Source organism: Ruegeria sp. BHSB196 (assembly GCF_059613135.1).
The window spans coordinates 149,232-165,065 of record NZ_JBXWRY010000003.1; the positions used below are offsets into that span (position 1 = coordinate 149,232).

The 15,834-nt window shown below is 65.2% G+C and carries 12 protein-coding genes and 2 tRNA genes; 8 read left to right on the top strand and 6 right to left on the bottom strand.

Annotated features, from left to right (window positions below):
- Window positions 1-112 precede the first annotated feature (112 nt).
- Complete coding sequence (locus AC2FNJ_RS03670) at window positions 113-352, top strand: Lrp/AsnC ligand binding domain-containing protein (protein WP_496762522.1); 240 nt, start codon at window positions 113-115, stop codon at window positions 350-352.
- A gap of 3 nt (window positions 353-355) precedes the next feature.
- Here the strand turns inward: AC2FNJ_RS03670 and AC2FNJ_RS03675 are convergent, their stop codons facing one another.
- The 3 genes from AC2FNJ_RS03675 to AC2FNJ_RS03685 all read right to left on the bottom strand — a co-directional run bounded on the left by AC2FNJ_RS03675 (window position 356) and on the right by AC2FNJ_RS03685 (window position 1,498).
- Window positions 356-1,222: a GNAT family N-acetyltransferase gene (locus tag AC2FNJ_RS03675; RefSeq protein ID WP_496762523.1), complete on the bottom strand. Its 867-nt coding sequence runs from the start codon at window positions 1,220-1,222 to the stop codon at window positions 356-358.
- Window positions 1,223-1,316: 94 nt separating this feature from the next.
- Window positions 1,317-1,391, bottom strand: a tRNA-Gly gene (locus tag AC2FNJ_RS03680).
- Window positions 1,392-1,423: 32 nt separating this feature from the next.
- Window positions 1,424-1,498: transfer RNA gene (locus AC2FNJ_RS03685), tRNA-Gly, on the bottom strand.
- 395 nt (window positions 1,499-1,893) lie between these two features.
- Between AC2FNJ_RS03685 and AC2FNJ_RS03690 the strand changes: the two genes are divergently transcribed.
- Window positions 1,894-3,180 carry a hypothetical protein gene (locus tag AC2FNJ_RS03690; protein ID WP_496762524.1) on the top strand — a complete coding sequence of 429 codons (1,287 nt, stop codon included), beginning with the start codon at window positions 1,894-1,896 and terminating at the stop codon, window positions 3,178-3,180.
- A 54-nt stretch (window positions 3,181-3,234) separates the two neighbouring features.
- On the opposite strand, the gene AC2FNJ_RS03695 is transcribed toward AC2FNJ_RS03690, so the two are convergent.
- Together AC2FNJ_RS03695 and AC2FNJ_RS03700 are read right to left on the bottom strand one after the other, a co-directional pair.
- Complete coding sequence (locus AC2FNJ_RS03695) at window positions 3,235-6,672, bottom strand: pyruvate carboxylase (RefSeq protein WP_496762525.1); 3,438 nt, start codon at window positions 6,670-6,672, stop codon at window positions 3,235-3,237.
- A 149-nt stretch (window positions 6,673-6,821) separates the two neighbouring features.
- Window positions 6,822-7,961 carry an alpha-hydroxy acid oxidase gene (locus AC2FNJ_RS03700; RefSeq protein WP_496762527.1) on the bottom strand — a complete coding sequence of 380 codons (1,140 nt, stop codon included), beginning with the start codon at window positions 7,959-7,961 and terminating at the stop codon, window positions 6,822-6,824.
- Window positions 7,962-8,170: 209 nt separating this feature from the next.
- Between AC2FNJ_RS03700 and AC2FNJ_RS03705 the strand changes: the two genes are divergently transcribed.
- Both AC2FNJ_RS03705 and AC2FNJ_RS03710 read left to right on the top strand, forming a co-directional pair.
- Window positions 8,171-10,567, top strand: coding sequence for an ATP-dependent helicase (locus AC2FNJ_RS03705; RefSeq protein ID WP_496762528.1), 2,397 nt, complete (start codon window positions 8,171-8,173; stop codon window positions 10,565-10,567).
- A 185-nt stretch (window positions 10,568-10,752) separates the two neighbouring features.
- Window positions 10,753-10,965, top strand: a complete 213-nt coding sequence (locus AC2FNJ_RS03710; protein WP_496762529.1) for a hypothetical protein — start codon at window positions 10,753-10,755, stop codon at window positions 10,963-10,965.
- Window positions 10,966-10,985: 20 nt separating this feature from the next.
- Here AC2FNJ_RS03710 and AC2FNJ_RS03715 read toward each other — a convergent pair whose 3' ends face one another.
- Complete coding sequence (locus AC2FNJ_RS03715) at window positions 10,986-11,210, bottom strand: DUF1127 domain-containing protein (protein WP_496762530.1); 225 nt, start codon at window positions 11,208-11,210, stop codon at window positions 10,986-10,988.
- A 965-nt stretch (window positions 11,211-12,175) separates the two neighbouring features.
- Here AC2FNJ_RS03715 and mraZ point away from each other — a divergent pair.
- Genes mraZ through AC2FNJ_RS03735 form a run of 4 tightly spaced genes read left to right on the top strand, consistent with a single transcriptional unit; the run spans window position 12,176 to window position 15,828 of the window.
- On the top strand, window positions 12,176-12,679 hold the full coding sequence (mraZ, locus tag AC2FNJ_RS03720) for a division/cell wall cluster transcriptional repressor MraZ (RefSeq protein ID WP_496762532.1): 504 nt from the start codon (window positions 12,176-12,178) through the stop codon (window positions 12,677-12,679).
- 4 nt (window positions 12,680-12,683) lie between these two features.
- Window positions 12,684-13,679 carry a 16S rRNA (cytosine(1402)-N(4))-methyltransferase RsmH gene (gene rsmH / locus AC2FNJ_RS03725; RefSeq protein ID WP_496762534.1) on the top strand — a complete coding sequence of 332 codons (996 nt, stop codon included), beginning with the start codon at window positions 12,684-12,686 and terminating at the stop codon, window positions 13,677-13,679.
- Window positions 13,676-14,044, top strand: a complete 369-nt coding sequence (gene ftsL / locus AC2FNJ_RS03730) for a cell division protein FtsL (protein ID WP_496762535.1) — start codon at window positions 13,676-13,678, stop codon at window positions 14,042-14,044. Before rsmH ends, ftsL begins: the two co-directional genes overlap by 4 nt.
- Complete coding sequence (locus AC2FNJ_RS03735) at window positions 14,041-15,828, top strand: peptidoglycan D,D-transpeptidase FtsI family protein (RefSeq protein ID WP_496762536.1); 1,788 nt, start codon at window positions 14,041-14,043, stop codon at window positions 15,826-15,828. The genes ftsL and AC2FNJ_RS03735 overlap by 4 nt, the downstream gene beginning before the upstream one ends.
- Window positions 15,829-15,834: the final 6 nt, after the last annotated feature.

Sequence of the window (15,834 nt, forward strand, 5' to 3'; positions counted from 1 at the left end):
TCGCAGCGCGCGCGACGATCTGTTGCGCGAAAATCAGGGGATTGCGCCCGCTTCCGGCCCGTGCCAGCCTGAGCCCAGTTCAAACCGCCCAAGGCTATCGGACCACCCCGGCATGACCACCTGCGTCTACATCCAGATCCGCTGCAAACCCGGCACCACCTACAAGGTGGCCGAAGACATCGCGCTGCGCGAGATCCATTCCGAGCTCTACTCGACCAGCGGCGAATACGACCTGCTGATGAAGCTCTACATCCCCGAAGGCGAGGATGTGGGCCATTACATCAACGAGCACCTGCTGGTCATCCCCAACATCGAACGGTCGCTGACCACGATGACGTTCAAGGCGTTCTGAGGCTCAGCCCAGTTCGAAGGTCGTCACCCCATAGACGCGGCCCAGGTCGATCTCGGGCGCGTGGTCGGAATACATGCGGGCGGTCTCGAACACCTTGTCCAGCCCAAGCTGATCGGCCAGGCCGAACGCCTCGGCATTGGGTTGCGGCATGTCGATGAAGACGTCCTGATGCCTCTGATCCGCGGGCACGCCCGCCAGGACCGAGGCCAGCAGCGCCCGCGCCGTGCCCGGATCGTCGGCAAAGAGCGGACCGACCTTGTAGCCCGACAGGCAGGGCCGCAACACCGCGTAGCCCGCGATGGCGCCGTCTTTCATCCGGACCCGCGAAACATGGCTCGGCGCGCTCAGCCAGCTTTTCAGGAAGGTGTCGCGCGGGGCCGGGAACATCTCCCGGTCATAGGTCTTGAGCGGGTCGGAAACGCCGGTCAGCGGCTGAACGCCTTCGGTCTCGACCTGCCCCAGCGCCGACAGAACCCCGCCCACCGTGCCGCCGAACCGGTAGTTGTTGTAGGCGAAGGAAAAGCCGGTCCTGCGGTAGTTGTCCTGCTGTTCGACCACACCGTCCAGACCCATGTTCCGACCACCGCAATGGGCAAAGGCACGGTGCGCGAGTTCGAGCCCGTGGCCCGAGCCGCGAAAGTCCGGGTGCACGATGTAGAACCCGAGAAAGGAAAAGCGGTCGTCGTAGTTCACGGCCGAGACCGAGGCGATCATCCGGTCGCCGACGAACCCGCCCATGAACCCGTCGGGATCGGACGAGCGAAAGCACTCGGCATCGTGCAGGCCGGGATTCCAGCCCTCGCGCCCGGCCCAGTCCACGGCTTGCTGGACTTCTTCGGCGGTAAGCGAACGGATGACATAATCGGACACGGGGGCAGCCCTTTCGTTGCGGTCAGATCGGGGCCAGCATAGGCGCAAGCGGCCGCGCGCCACCAGTGAATGTTTGTTCAGAAAGGCTGGTGTCTGGAGCGGGCGATGAGATTCGAACTCACGACCCTTACCTTGGCAAGGTAATGCTCTACCCCTGAGCTACGCCCGCATCCGTGTGGCCCTTGGGCCTGGGGTCTCAACTGGAGCGGGCGATGAGATTCGAACTCACGACCCTTACCTTGGCAAGGTAATGCTCTACCCCTGAGCTACGCCCGCACCGTCGAGTGAGGCGTGAAGTATAAACTCTGGCCGAAAGCTGCAAGTGGAAAATCGCATCGGCGCCGAAAATTTTGGCTGCGGCGCGATCCGGTCGCGCCGGTCTTCGGCTCGGAACCGGCCCCTCTCCGCACGGCCCCGCTGCCCAAGCCGCAGCTGGCTCGGGATTTGCCGGGTCCGGTCCCCTCCGGCCCGCTGACTGCGGCGGTTGGCTCCGGGACTTCAGCGATTCCCTTCAGAAAAAACAGACGGTTGCAGGCCGATTTGCTGGCCTGCCCGGTTTGGCGTATATTCGTTTTCAACGATATTTCTTCGGGTTCACCGGCCATGCCGATGCCCGATCGGCCGGCAAATCGAATGACTCAAGCCGGTGCGCCGCAAGAAAGGGACAGGTCATGAAATTTCGCTCGGTACTGCGTGTCACCGCAACGTCTCTGATGTTGGCCGGGGCGTTCGGCTTTGCTTTGGGGTTTGCCCTCCCGGAACCCGTGTTCGCAAAGAACGGAAACGGCGGCGGCAACGGCAATGGAAACGGCGGCGGCAACGGCAACGGGAATGGCGGCGGCAACGGCAACGGGAACGGCGGTGGCAAAGGCGCCGACTTTGGCGGTGGCAAGGGCGCAGAGGCCAAAGGCGGAAACGGCAAGGGCGGTCACAAATCGGCCTCACGGGGCGGACACGGCGCCGGCAAGGGCGGATCCAAGGGCGCCAAGGGCGTCTTTGCGGGCTTTGGCGGAACCAAAGGCAAGGGCAACGGAAAGAGCCGTGGCAACAGCGGCAAAAGCGGGTTCGAGAAAGCGGTGGCCAACCTGTTCGGCGGAAAGCAGGCGCGCGACCGGTCCGGCACCAAGTCGCGAAACCGTTCCGCCACCCACGCATCGCGCAACACGACCGTGTCGCGCAATACAACCCGGACGACGGCCGTCGTGCCGGACTACCAGGCCCGGTACGAAAGATATGATCACCTGGACAAGTACGACTATCCGAACACGGTCCACCGTCACGGTAAATACGGTCATCCGGCAAGCTACGACCATCTGGACAAGTACGACTACTCGAACAAGCGTGATTATTCCGACAAGTTCGACTATCTGAGCCGGCACCACGACCGCGACAGATACGGCAGATATGACCGCGAGGACAAATACGACCACCCGAACCGGCACGGCAAGATCGCGTCCGAACTCAAGGGCCTGAATGCGGCGCATGCCAGCGCCCGCGCGTTTCAGAACGCCGCTCCGAACAGCATGGTCGGCCAGTTGGCGACCTATCGGGAAACGCTGTTCGATCTACAGGACGCGAAGGAGACTTTCGCCGACAAGAAAGAGGCGTTCCGCGATGCGCTTGGCGACCTGGGAACGGCACGCGACGACCTGACCAGCGCCGAGGACGATCTGAACGCGCTCGAAGCCTTGTCCCCGGACGAGATCGACGAGATGTTTGACTCCGAGGACGCCTATGAGGCGGCCGTCGCCGAGGCGCGCGACTCCGTCGAACGGGCCGAGGCGGAGGTCGCAGCCGCCAGGGACGACGTCCGCGACGCCAAGGTGGATGTCGTCGAGGCCAGAGAGGGCGTCAGGGACGCACGCGACATCTCGCAGGAAACATTGGCCGAACTGCCCGGTGGTGACGATCTGTCCAAGGCGGCCACGCGCGAGCTCAACAGCCTGCTTCTGGACTGAACGACGACCTGCCGCCGCGAAGGCCGCGGCGGCGAGCATCCGTTTCGCAGGGGGTCACTCCAGTTCGACCAGCAGATCCTTGGCGTCGATCTGGCCGCCGGGCTGGACATGCACCGCCTTGACGGTGGCGTCGCGCTCGGCATGGATGCCGGTTTCCATCTTCATCGCCTCGATGGTCAGCAACATGTCGCCTTCCTTGACCTGCTGCCCCGCCGAGACCGCGACGGTGGCCACGACACCCGGCATCGGCGCGCCGACATGGCCCGGGTTGCCGGCCTCGGCCTTGGGCCGGTCCTGGGTCGCCGATTTCACCAGCCGGTTCGGCACCCGGATGACGCGGGGCTGGCCGTTGAGCTCGAAGAACACCTTGACCTCGCCCTTTTCGTCCGTCTCGCCGATGGCCTGGCACCGGATCTCCAGCGTCTTGCCGGGATCGATCTCGGCGGTGATCTCCTCACCCGGTTCCATGCCGTAGAAGAAGGTCTTGGTCGGCAGGGTCCGAACCGGGCCGTAGATGCGGTGGCGGCCCATGTAGTCGAGGAAGACCTTGGGATACATCAGATACCCGTTCAGATCCTCGTCATCGACCGCCTTGCCGTCGAGCTGCCTGGACAACTCGGCGCGGGCGGCCTCCAGATCCACCGGCGGCAGGTGCTTGCCGGGCCGCTCGGTGTTCGGCTTTTCGCTTTTGAGCACCTTCTTCATGATGGTCGCCGGAAAACCGCCCGGCGGCTGGCCCAGATTGCCGCGCATCATGTCGATGACCGAATCGGGGAAGGCCACGTCGGTATCCGGATCTTCGACCTGCGCGCGGGTCAGGCCCTGGCTGACCATCATCAGCGCCATGTCACCAACCACCTTCGAGGACGGCGTCACCTTGACGATATCGCCGAACATCCGGTTCACGTCGGCATACATCTGCGCCACCTCGTGCCAGCGTTCCTCCAGCCCGAGGCTGCGCGCCTGCGCCTTGAGGTTGGTGAACTGGCCGCCCGGCATCTCGTGCAGATAGACCTCGGAGGCCGGCGCCTGCAGCCCGGATTCAAAGGCCGCGTACTGCGCGCGCACCGCTTCGAAGTAGTCGCTGATCTCGCGGATCGCCTTGATGTCCAGCCCGGTGTCGCGGTCGGTGTGGCGCAGCGCTTCGACCACGGTGCCCAGCGTCGCCTGGCTGGTGTTGCCCGAGAATGCGTCCATCGCGCAATCCACCGCGTCCACGCCCGCCTCGGAAGCGGCGAGGATGGTGGCGCAGGCCACGCCGGCGGTGTCGTGGGTGTGGAAATGGATCGGCAACCCGACCTCTTCCCTCAGCGCCTTGATCAGCACCCGCGCCGCGGCGGGTTTCAGCAGGCCGGCCATGTCCTTGAGGCCCAGCACATGTGCGCCCGCGTCGCGCAGCTCCTTGGCCATGCCGACATAGTATTTCAGGTCGTACTTGGCCCTGTCGGGATCGAGGATGTCGCCGGTGTAACAGACGGTGCCTTCGCAGATCTTGCCGTTCTCGATCACCGCATCCATCGCCACGCGCATGTTCTCGACCCAGTTGAGCGAATCGAACACGCGGAACACGTCGATGTTCCTGGACGCCTGGCGCACGAATTCCTGCACCACGTTGTCGGGATAGTTGGTATAGCCCACACCGTTGGCGCCGCGCAGCAGCATCTGGGTCATCAGGTTGGGCATCGCCTCGCGCAGGTCGCGCAGGCGTTGCCACGGACATTCCTGCAGGAACCGATAGGCCACGTCGAAGGTCGCGCCGCCCCAGCACTCGACCGAGAACAGCTGCGGCAGGTTGGCGGCATAGGCCGGCGCCACGCGGATCATGTCGATCGACCGCATCCGGGTGGCCAGCAGCGACTGATGCCCGTCGCGCATCGTGGTGTCGGTGATCAAGAGTTGCCGCTGCGCCTTCATCCAGTCCGCCACCGCCTGCGGGCCTTTCTGTTCGAGCAGGTTGCGGGTGCCCATCTGCGGCTCGGCCTTCAGCGCGGGCGGCTTCGGTTCCTTCAGATCGGCGCGCGGTCGCGGGCGGTCCTTGGTTTCGGGATGCCCGTTCACCGTGATGTCCGCGATATAGGTCAGCACCTTGGTGCCGCGGTCGCGCCGCTTCTTGAAGGTGAACAGCTCGGGCGTCGTGTCGATGAACTTGGTGGTGTATTCGTTCGACAGGAAGGTCGGGTGCTTCAGCAGGTTGATGACGAAGTCGATATTCGTCGAAACGCCGCGGATGCGGAATTCGCGCAGGGCGCGGTCCATCCGGGCGATCGCCTTTTCCGGCGTCGGCGCCCAGGCCGTGACCTTGGTCAGCAGCGAGTCGTAGTACCGCGTGATCACGCCCCCCGCATAGGCCGTGCCGCCGTCCAGACGGATGCCCATGCCGGTGGCCGAGCGATAGGCGGTGATCCGGCCATAGTCGGGGATGAAGTTGTTCTGCGGATCCTCGGTGGTGATCCGGGTCTGCAGCGCGTGGCCGTTGAGCGTGATGTCCTCCTGGCTGGCCATGCCGGTCGCCTCGGCCAGCGTCTTGCCCTCGGCGATCAGGATCTGCGCCTGCACGATGTCGATGCCGGTCACTTCCTCGGTGACGGTGTGTTCGACTTGCACGCGCGGGTTCACCTCGATGAAGTAGAACTTGCCGGTGTCCATATCCATCAGGAATTCGACGGTACCGGCGCATTCATAGTTCACATGGGCGCAGATGCGGCGGCCCAGCTCGCACAGCTCGGCCCGCTGGTCCTCGCTCAGATAGGGGGCCGGGGCGCGCTCCACGACCTTCTGGTTGCGGCGCTGGACCGAGCAGTCGCGCTCGTACAGGTGATAGATCTGCCCGTGCTTGTCGCCCAGGATCTGCACCTCGACATGGCGGGCGCGGGTGATCATCTTTTCCAGATACCCTTCGCCATTGCCGAACGCGGCCTCGGCCTCGCGGCGGCCTTCCAGAACCTTCTCTTCCAGTTCCTCGGGGCCGTTGATCGGGCGCATCCCGCGTCCGCCGCCCCCCCAGGACGCCTTGAGCATCAGCGGATAGCCGATCTCGGCCGCCTCGGCGCGGATCGCGTCCATGTCGTCGCCCAGAACCTCGGTGGCCGGGATCACCGGCACGCCCGCCGCGACCGCCACCCGCCGGGCGCTCGCCTTGTCGCCGAGCGCACGCATGGTCTCGGCCTTGGGTCCGATGAAGGTGATGCCGTTCTGCACGCAGGCATCCACGAAATCGGGATTCTCCGACAGCAGGCCATAGCCCGGATGGATCGCGTCGGCGCCGCTTTCCTTGGCCACCCGAATGATCTCGTCGATGGACAGATAGGCCGCCACCGGTCCCAGACCCTCGCCGATGCGATAGGCTTCGTCCGCCTTGAAACGATGCAGGCCAAGCTTGTCCTCTTCGGCAAAGACGGCGACGGTGCGCTTGCCCATCTCGTTTGCCGCGCGCATCACGCGAATGGCAATCTCACCGCGGTTGGCGATCAGGATCTTCTTGAAGTCGGTCATTGGCAGGTCCAGCTTGTTGGCAGTGTGGCCGTGGTTTTAGGCGGACATTACGCGCAGGTATATCTGTATTTCTGGGTAGAACCGGCATGTTATCGCTCGCAAGCGCCGCGCAGGCGGATTTTTCCGGCCGCGGATGCTGCGATGCGGCATCAAGACAGGCTGATGGGTTCGGGCAGGGCGTCCAGACGGGCGGCGCCGATCTGGCCCATATTCGCCTCCAAGTCCTTGCGCAGAATGTCGATGACATGCGCCGGACCGGCCGCGCCAAGGGCCGCGAGGCCATAGAGAAACGCGCGACCCACCATCACGAAATCCGCGCCCGTCGCCAATGCGCGCAGGATGTCCAGACCGCCGCCGATGCCGCTGTCGAAGATCAGCGGCAGGTCCGTGGCCCGTCGGATCGCGGAAAGCGCCTCGATGCTGGCGGGCGCGCCGTCGAACTGCCGCCCGCCGTGGTTCGAGACCCACAGCGCATCGACGCCCACCCCGGCTAGCGGCACTGCGTCCCGTTCGCGCATCACCCCCTTGACGATCAGCGGCCCGTCCCAGTTGTCGCGCAGCCACCGCACATAGTCCATGTCGGGCGAGGTGCGCAGCAGGTATCCGACATGCGCCGTCGGCGGCAGGTTCCTCTGCGCCCCGGTCACGTATCTGTCCAGCGTCCGCATCCGGGGCATCCCGCTCCGCGCCATGCCCATCGCCCAGGCCGGTCGCCGCGCCACCTGCGCCAGCAGCCGCGGCGTGAGCCTGGGTGGCTGGGTCAGGCCCGACCGGGTCTGGCGTTCGCGCCGCGAGGCCACCGGCACGTCCGCGGTCAGGACCAGAGTCGAAAACCCCGCCGTGCGGGCGCGCGCCAGGATGTCCTTGCGAATCCCGGGGTCTTTGGGCGGGTAAAGCTGAAACCAGGCGTGCTCGCCCAGATGCGGCGCCACGTCTTCCGGGCTCTGGCTGGCCACCGTGGACAGCGCATAGGGAATCCCGGCCCCGGCCGCCGCCTGCGCCAGCAGAAATTCGGCCTCCGGCCAGATCAGGCCGCACATGCCGATCGGGGCGACGCCGAAGGGCAGGGGATGGTCCCGCCCCAGAAACCGCTTCCCCGGATCGAACTCCAGCGGCCCGTGCAGGATCGACGGCCAGAACCCGATCCGGTCCAGCGCCGCGCGATTGCGGTCCCGGGTGGCCTCGACTCCCGTTCCGCTGTCCAGATACTCCCAGACGAAATGCGGCACCCGGCGCTTGGCGCGCCATTTCAGATCGTCGATACCGGGATAGGCGCTGTGCAGATCCATGCGGTTTGATCCAACCTGAAACACGATTCGGCAAGGGTTTCAGGCCCCTGCGCCCGGTCTGCCGCCGCCTCGGGCCGTGTCTGTTGCTTTTGGGTCGGCGTCCGCTCCCTCCGAACGGCACCGACGGTGCGGAATTTCCGTCCTGCAAACGGGAACAAGGCGGGAACAAACCCTTTCCCTTGCCCGCAATAGTGCGTAGTTTGCCTGCCATGAGCAGTCATGACGAAATGGACGCCTTCGAAGGCGCATCGCTGTCGGCGCGGGCGAACCCGGCGACACGGCTCGGCTATCTCGACGATCTCAACCCGGCGCAGCGCGAGGCGGTCGAACAGCTCGACGGCCCGGTGCTGATGCTGGCGGGCGCAGGCACCGGCAAGACCAAGGCGCTGACCACCCGCATCGCGCATCTGCTGAACACCGGCCACGCGCGGCCGAACGAGATTCTCGCCGTGACCTTTACCAACAAGGCCGCGCGCGAGATGAAGGACAGGGTCGGCCGCCTGCTGGGCCAGCCCGCCGAGGGGATGCCGTGGCTGGGCACCTTCCATGCGATCTGCGTCAAGCTGCTGCGGCGGCACGCCGAACTGGTGGACCTGAAGTCGAACTTCACCATTCTCGACACCGACGACCAGCTGCGCCTGCTCAAGCAACTGGTGCAGGCCGCCAATATCGACGACAAGCGCTGGCCGGCGCGGCTGCTGCTGAACATCATCGACGGCTGGAAGAACCGGGCGCTTACCCCCGACAAGGTGCCCGCCGCCGATGCCGGGGCCTACAACCACAAGGGCGTTGACCTCTACGCTCAATATCAAACCCGCCTGCGCGAGTTGAACGCGGTGGATTTCGGCGACCTGCTCTTGCACATGCTCACCATCTTCCAGACCCACCCGGACGTGCTGGAGCAATACCAGCGCTGGTTCCGCTACATCCTTGTGGACGAGTACCAGGACACCAACATCGCCCAGTACATGTGGCTGCGCCTGTTGGCGGGCGGGCACAAGAACATCTGCTGCGTGGGCGACGACGACCAGTCTATCTATGGCTGGCGTGGGGCCGAGGTGGGCAACATCCTGCGGTTCGAGAAGGACTTTCCTGGCGCCCACGTGGTGCGGCTGGAGCAGAACTACCGCTCGACCCCGCACATTCTCGCTGCCGCCTCCAACGTCATCCGCGGCAATGAAAGCCGTCTGGGCAAGGAACTCTGGACCGCCGCGCAAGACGGAGAAAAGGTCCGCCTGATCGGCCATTGGGATGGCGAGGAAGAGGCCCGCTGGATCGGTGAGGAGATCGACGCCATGCAGGGCGGCACCCGTGGCGTGCGGCCGATGAACCTCGACGAAATCGCCATCCTCGTGCGCGCCAGCCACCAGATGCGCGCCTTCGAGGACCGGTTCCTGACCATCGGCCTGCCCTACCGCGTGATCGGCGGCCCGCGATTCTACGAGCGGATGGAGATCCGCGATGCCATGGCCTATTTCCGGCTGGTGGTGTCCCCCGAGGACGATCTGGCCTTCGAGCGGATCGTGAACACCCCCAAGCGCGGCCTGGGCGACAAGGCGCAGCAGACCATCCAGATGACCGCGCGGCAAAACGGCGTGTCGCTGGTCGAAGGCGCCCGGATCGCGGTCGATCAGGGGCTGATCAAAGGCAAGGGCGCCGCGGCGCTGCGCGAACTGGTCGACGGGCTGGCACGCTGGAACGCGATGACCCGCGGCCCGCGGATCGAGATCGACGACGACTCGGTGATCGACGACGGCACCGCACCCGTCCGTTATGGTCCGCCCGAGGTGTCGCATGTCGAACTGGCGCAGATCGTGCTGGACGAATCCGGCTACACCGCCCACTGGCAGAACGACAAGACGCCCGAGGCGCCGGGCCGGCTGGAAAACCTCAAGGAACTGGTCAAGGCGCTGGAGAGCTTCGAGAACCTGCAGGGTTTCCTCGAACATGTCAGCCTGATCATGGACAATGACAGCCAGGATGCCGAAAGCAAGGTCTCGATCATGACCTTGCACGCCGCCAAGGGGCTGGAATTTCCCGCCGTCTTCCTGCCGGGCTGGGAGGACGGGCTGTTCCCCTCGCAACGCTCGATGGACGAAACCGGCCTCAAGGGCCTCGAAGAGGAACGCCGGCTGGCCTATGTCGGCATCACCCGCGCCGAGGAGCTTTGCACCATCTCCTTCGCCGCCAACCGGCGGGTGTTCGGCCAATGGCAGAACGCCATGCCGTCCCGCTTCATCGACGAACTGCCCGAGGACCATGTCGAGGTGCTGACCCCGCCGGGTCTCTATGGCGGCGGCGGCCGCAGCCCGGGCATCGAGACCCGCGCGGCCGAGGCCAATGTCTACAACTCGCCCGGCTGGAAGCGGATGCAGGCGCGACAGGGGCAATACGGCATGTCGCAGCCGCGCGAGACCCGGAACACCGTCATCGATCTGGACGCCGTGGCCAGCTTCACGCTGGGCGAGCGCGTGTTCCACCAGAAGTTCGGCTATGGCGAAGTGCTCGACATCGAAGGCGACAAGGTCGAAGTGGCCTTCGACAAGGCGGGCACGAAAAAGGTCGTCGCCCGCTTCCTGACCGCCAAAGACGACGTGCCGTTCTGACCGCGCGGGCCCGAGGCCTGCTTCCCGTGTTCTTCATCTTGCCGGAAATACTCCGGGGGAGTCGCGGCCTGCCGCGACGGGGGCGGCGCCCCCTTTCTTTCCTTCCAAAGAAAAACGGCGGTTCCCAGGGAGGAGGAGGGAACCGCCGTTCTTGTCGGCACCGGGGCAGGGAGGAGGACGCCCCGATGCATCCGAACCCGGGTTCGATCCCGGTATGGGGCCACGGCGATGCCAGGGAGGAGGAGGGCATCGCCGTGCTCTTGCAACACCGGGCAGGGAGGAGGAAGCCCGATGTATCTGCATCCGGCCGTGGGGCCGGTATCCGGTACGGCGGCATCAGGGAGGAGGAGGATGCCGCCGCCGATCTTCAGGCCGCCAGGGAGGAGGAAGTGGCCTGAATCCCGAAAGTCCCGTGCGCTCAGCGCGCCACGTAGTCGTTGGCCGCCTGCAGCGCGACCCGGCGGATCATCGACCGGTTCAGCCCCAGATCCTCGAGGTCGCGAGCGGACAGGGCCGACAGCTCGTTGAAGGTCCGGCGGTACATCCGGTGGCGGATGAACCGCGTCTTCGCCGCCTCGATCATCGCGGAGAGGCCGAAGGACCGGGTGCCCTTGTGGGCGAGATGTTCGCTCGTTGCTGCCATGGTTCGTCACCTGATCTCGTTGGTTCCGCCGCATCGCTGCGGCACTGCTTGACCCCGAAGATAGGCGAATGCTGCGCGTGCACAATGGGTTTCGGCGGCAATGCTGCTATGCAGCAAATGCATAGATTGACTGGATATTCCGGAAAGCGGCCGTTTGGGTGCATGTTTTGTTGGGGTTTCCGCCGGACGGGGCCGGGCGTGCGGATCCGGTTTCCGGCCCGGTTCCGCCGCAGGGCCTGACGGCCTTGCGCGACATGCCCGAAAAACGGGCCTTGAAGTGCCGAAATTTTCGGCGGGTGGTCAGATTCTGACCGGCCTCTGGATCGGGTCGTGCCCCTGGGCGCGGAAAACCACACGCCACGGGAAATTGTGGGACATGGCGCGAATCCTCGAAAACGCGACCCTCAGAGCTGGAACGGGGCGAGCCTTTTTCCGGTGATTCGAGGCTGCAATAAAGAACAAAAATAGAACAATGGACAAATCCTGTGTGATGGATGAAAATTTCTGGGAATGCGTGGGAAATTTTCGACCACTTCAGATGTGCCTATATATTGTAGTGTCTAGCCATACAACATCTATATAAGTGCTATCTTGTGCCAAATTCCCGAAATGATTCAGGCAAATTGGCCATCTCCTGAGGCGTGCTCCAAGAATTTCGCTTCAGAAAACTGTTGATTTCCATAAATTCCCATGGCATCCCTAATTCATCCGATGAGGACGAGGCGACAGGGGCACCAAACGACCCCGAGCAGAAAACAAAAGGTTTCATACAGGCATCTCGCTTTCATCGAACCAAGAGATCCGGCGCGCGAGCGAGCAGACATCCCCCCAGGTGGCGCGCGCAGCTGGACATCCCGCAAGGCGGGCAAATGCGGCGGGTTGATCAGTGGCAGCAGATCAACCCGCCGTTTTCGACTTCTGGGGACGGAATTCAAACGGGGGCGCAAGCGAAAGGGACAGTCGGCTTGGCGCGCAGGTTCAGAGGCGAAAGCCACCACAAGGTGGACAGCAAGGGCAGGGTGTCGATCCCGGCCTCGTTTCGCCGTGTGCTCGAAGCGGGCGATCCCAACTGGCAACCCGGCGGCAACCCCGAACTGGTGATCGTCTACGGCGACCACCGCCGGAAATATCTGGAATGCTACACGATGGAGGCCATCGACGAGGTCGATGCCAAGATCGACGCGCTGCCGCGCGGCTCGATGGAACGCAAGATGCTCCAGCGCATGTTTCACGGCCAGTCCTTCCCGACCAACGTCGATGAAACCGGCCGGCTGGTCCTGCCCGCCAAGCTGCGCAAGAAGATCGGGCTCGAGGACGAGGCGTTCTTCATCGCCGCGGGCGACACCTTCCAGATCTGGAAACCGGAAACCTACGAGAGCGAGGAACTGGCCGCCGCCGAAGAGTGGCTGGACGAATTGCCGGACGATTTCGACCCGATGCAGTTCCTCGACGGGCCACGGGACGCGTGACGGCATGTCCGCGGCTGACCGCTCCCGAACCGGCGATCCGCACATTCCCGTCCTGCTGCGCCCCCTGTTGGCCGCGGTCGCGCCGGTCTCCGGTGTCTGGCTCGACGGAACCTTCGGCGCGGGCGGCTACACGCGCGGCCTTCTCGCAGCCGGGGCCGAGCGGGTGATCGCAGTCGATCGCGATCCGCTGGCCTTCGAGATGGCGGCAGACTGGGCCGCCGAATACGGCGACCGCCTGGTGCTGCAGCCGGGGATCTTTTCGCAGATGGACAGCTACGCCCGCGACCTCGACGGGGTGGTGCTCGATCTGGGCGTGTCCTCGATGCAGCTCGATCGGGCCGAACGCGGCTTTTCCTTCATCAAGGACGGCCCCCTCGACATGCGGATGAGCCAAACGGGCGACAGCGCCGCCGATCTGGTGAACACCGCGTCCGAGGCGCTGCTGGCCGACATTCTCTTCCACTACGGCGAGGAACGCGCCAGCCGCCGCATCGCCCGCGCCATCGTGCGGGCCCGCGCCGAGGCGCCGATCACCTCGACGCTGCAACTGGCTGGCATCGTCGAATCCTGCCTGTCGCGGGCCAAGCCGGGCCAGTCGCATCCCGCGACGCGCACCTTCCAGGCTCTGCGGATCGCGGTGAATGGCGAATACGAGGAATTGTTCCGGGGGCTAATGGCCGCCGAACGCGCGCTGAAACCAGCCGGGCACCTGGCCATCGTCACCTTTCATTCGATCGAGGACCGGATGGTGAAACGGTTTCTGCAGGCCCGCGCGGGCAGGTCCGGCCGCGCCAACCGCTACGCGCCCGAGGCGCCGCAGGAGCAGCCGCAGTTCACGCTGAAGACCCGCAAGGCCATCGGCCCGGACGAGCAGGAACTGGCAGAGAATCCACGCGCGCGCTCGGCCAAGCTGCGCGTCGCGGTGCGCACCGGCGCCCCGGCGGGCCCCATCGACGCCGGCGCCCTGGGAATGCCGCAACTGAGTGGGGGAGCGAGATGAAGAGTGTGATGTATGTGCTGACCGCCCTTGCCGTGTTCGGGCTGGCGCTCTGGGCCTATCAGGAAAACTACCGGACCCAGCAGGTTCTCAAGCAGACCCAGGCCCTGCAGCGCCAGATCGGCGCGGCGCAGGCGCGGTTGAGCGTACTGCGCGCCGAATGGGCCTATCTCAACCGCCCGGACCGGCTGCGCGAGCTGGCGGATCTGAACTTCGAGCGCCTCGGCCTTCTGCCGCTGCGCGCCGAACAGTTCGGCCGCGCCGACCAGATCGCCTATGGCGAGGATCCCGACCTGCCCATCGTCGATCCCATCGAATTGCAGGCGATCACCGAGTTGCGGGCGCTGGGCGAGGTGCAGATCCCATGACCCGGACACCGCTGCGCCCGCTTGCCCGAATCCTCGACGCCCGCGCCCGCGGCGAAAACCCGGACGCCATCGAACGCGAGAACATCCGCAAGCGCCACGAAGAGATGAAGGACCGCGCCCGCGCCCGCGCCGAAGGGCGCCTTCTGGTTCTCGGCGTCTTCTTCTTCTGCGCCTTCGCCGTGGTCGGCGTCCGCATGGGGCTGCTCGCCACCTCCGAGGCGCAGGAGCCGCTGGCCAGCGCGCCGGGCGCCAATATCGCGACGCAACGGGCCGACATCGTGGACCGCGAAGGGCGCATCCTGGCGACCAATCTGGAAACCTACTCGGTCTATGCCCAGCCGCCCCACATGATCGACCCGGTGGCGGCGGCGGAAAAGCTGGTCGAAATCTTTCCCGATCTCGACAAGGACCGTCTGATCCGCGACTTCACAGGCAAGCGCAAGTTCCTCTGGATCAAGAAACGGATCTCGCCGGAACAGAAGCAGGCCGTGCATGACATCGGCGACCCCGGCATCCTGTTCGGCCCGCGCGAGATGCGGCTCTATCCCAATGGCCGGCTGGCCGCGCACATCCTCGGCGGTGCCGGGTTCGGCCGCGAGGGGGTGAGCGCCGCCGAGGTGATCGGCGTGGCCGGTGTCGAGAAACGCTTCGACGGCTACCTGCGCGATCCCGCCAACGGGGACAAACCGCTGCAGCTTTCGCTCGACCTGACGGTGCAGGCGGCGGTCGAACAGGTATTGCACGGCGGCATGAAGATCATGAACGCCAAGGGCGCCTCGGCGGTGCTGATGCACGCCCATACCGGCGAGGTGATCGCGGCGGCCTCGCTGCCATCCTTCGACCCCAACGACCGGCCGCGCCCGCCGACCTCGGGCTTCGACCCGTCCGACAGCCCGCTGTTCAACCGCTACGTTCAGGGCGTGTACGAGCTGGGCTCGGTCTTCAAGATCTTCACCGCGGCGCAGGCCATCGATCTGGGGCTGGTCAATTCCGAGACGATCATCGACACCTCCGGCCCGATGCGTATCGGACGCTATCCCATAGGCGAGTTCGACAACAAGAACTTCGGCAAGATCAGCGTCTCCGACGTCATCATGCACAGCTCGAACCGGGGCACCGGCCGTCTGGCGCTTCAGATCGGGGCGCAGCGCCAGCAGGATTTCCTCGAGGCGCTGGGCATGTTCGAGCCGACCCCGTTCGAGATCGTCGAGGCGACGGGCGGCGCGCCGCTCAAGCCCAAGAATTGGGGCGAACTCAGCACCGTGACGATTTCCTACGGCCACGGACTTTCGACCAGCCCGATGCATCTCGCCGCGGGTTACGCCGCCATCGCCAATGGCGGTCGCTATGTCAGCCCCACGATCCTCAGGAAACGCGGGCCGCAATACGGCCCCCGCGTCATGTCGGAAAACGCCGCGCGCCAGGCCCAGCAGATGCTGCGCAAGGTGGTCACCGGCGGCACCGCCAGTTTCGGCGAGGTTCCGGGCTATGACATTGCCGGCAAGACCGGCACCGCCGACAAGCCCAAGCCGCGCGGCGGGTATTACGAAGACAAGGTCATCGCCACCTTTGCCTCGCTGTTTCCGGCCTTCGATCCCAAATACGTGCTGATCGTCACGCTCGACGAACCCTCGATCGTCGCCCATGGCGAAAAGCGCCGCACCGCGGGCTGGACGGCGGTGCCGGTCGCTGCCGAACTGATCGGGCGGATCGCGCCGCTTCTGGGCCTGCGCCCCCGGCTTGAGCCTCAGGCGGGCGCTGCTATAACGCTGACCTCAAACTAGGCAGCA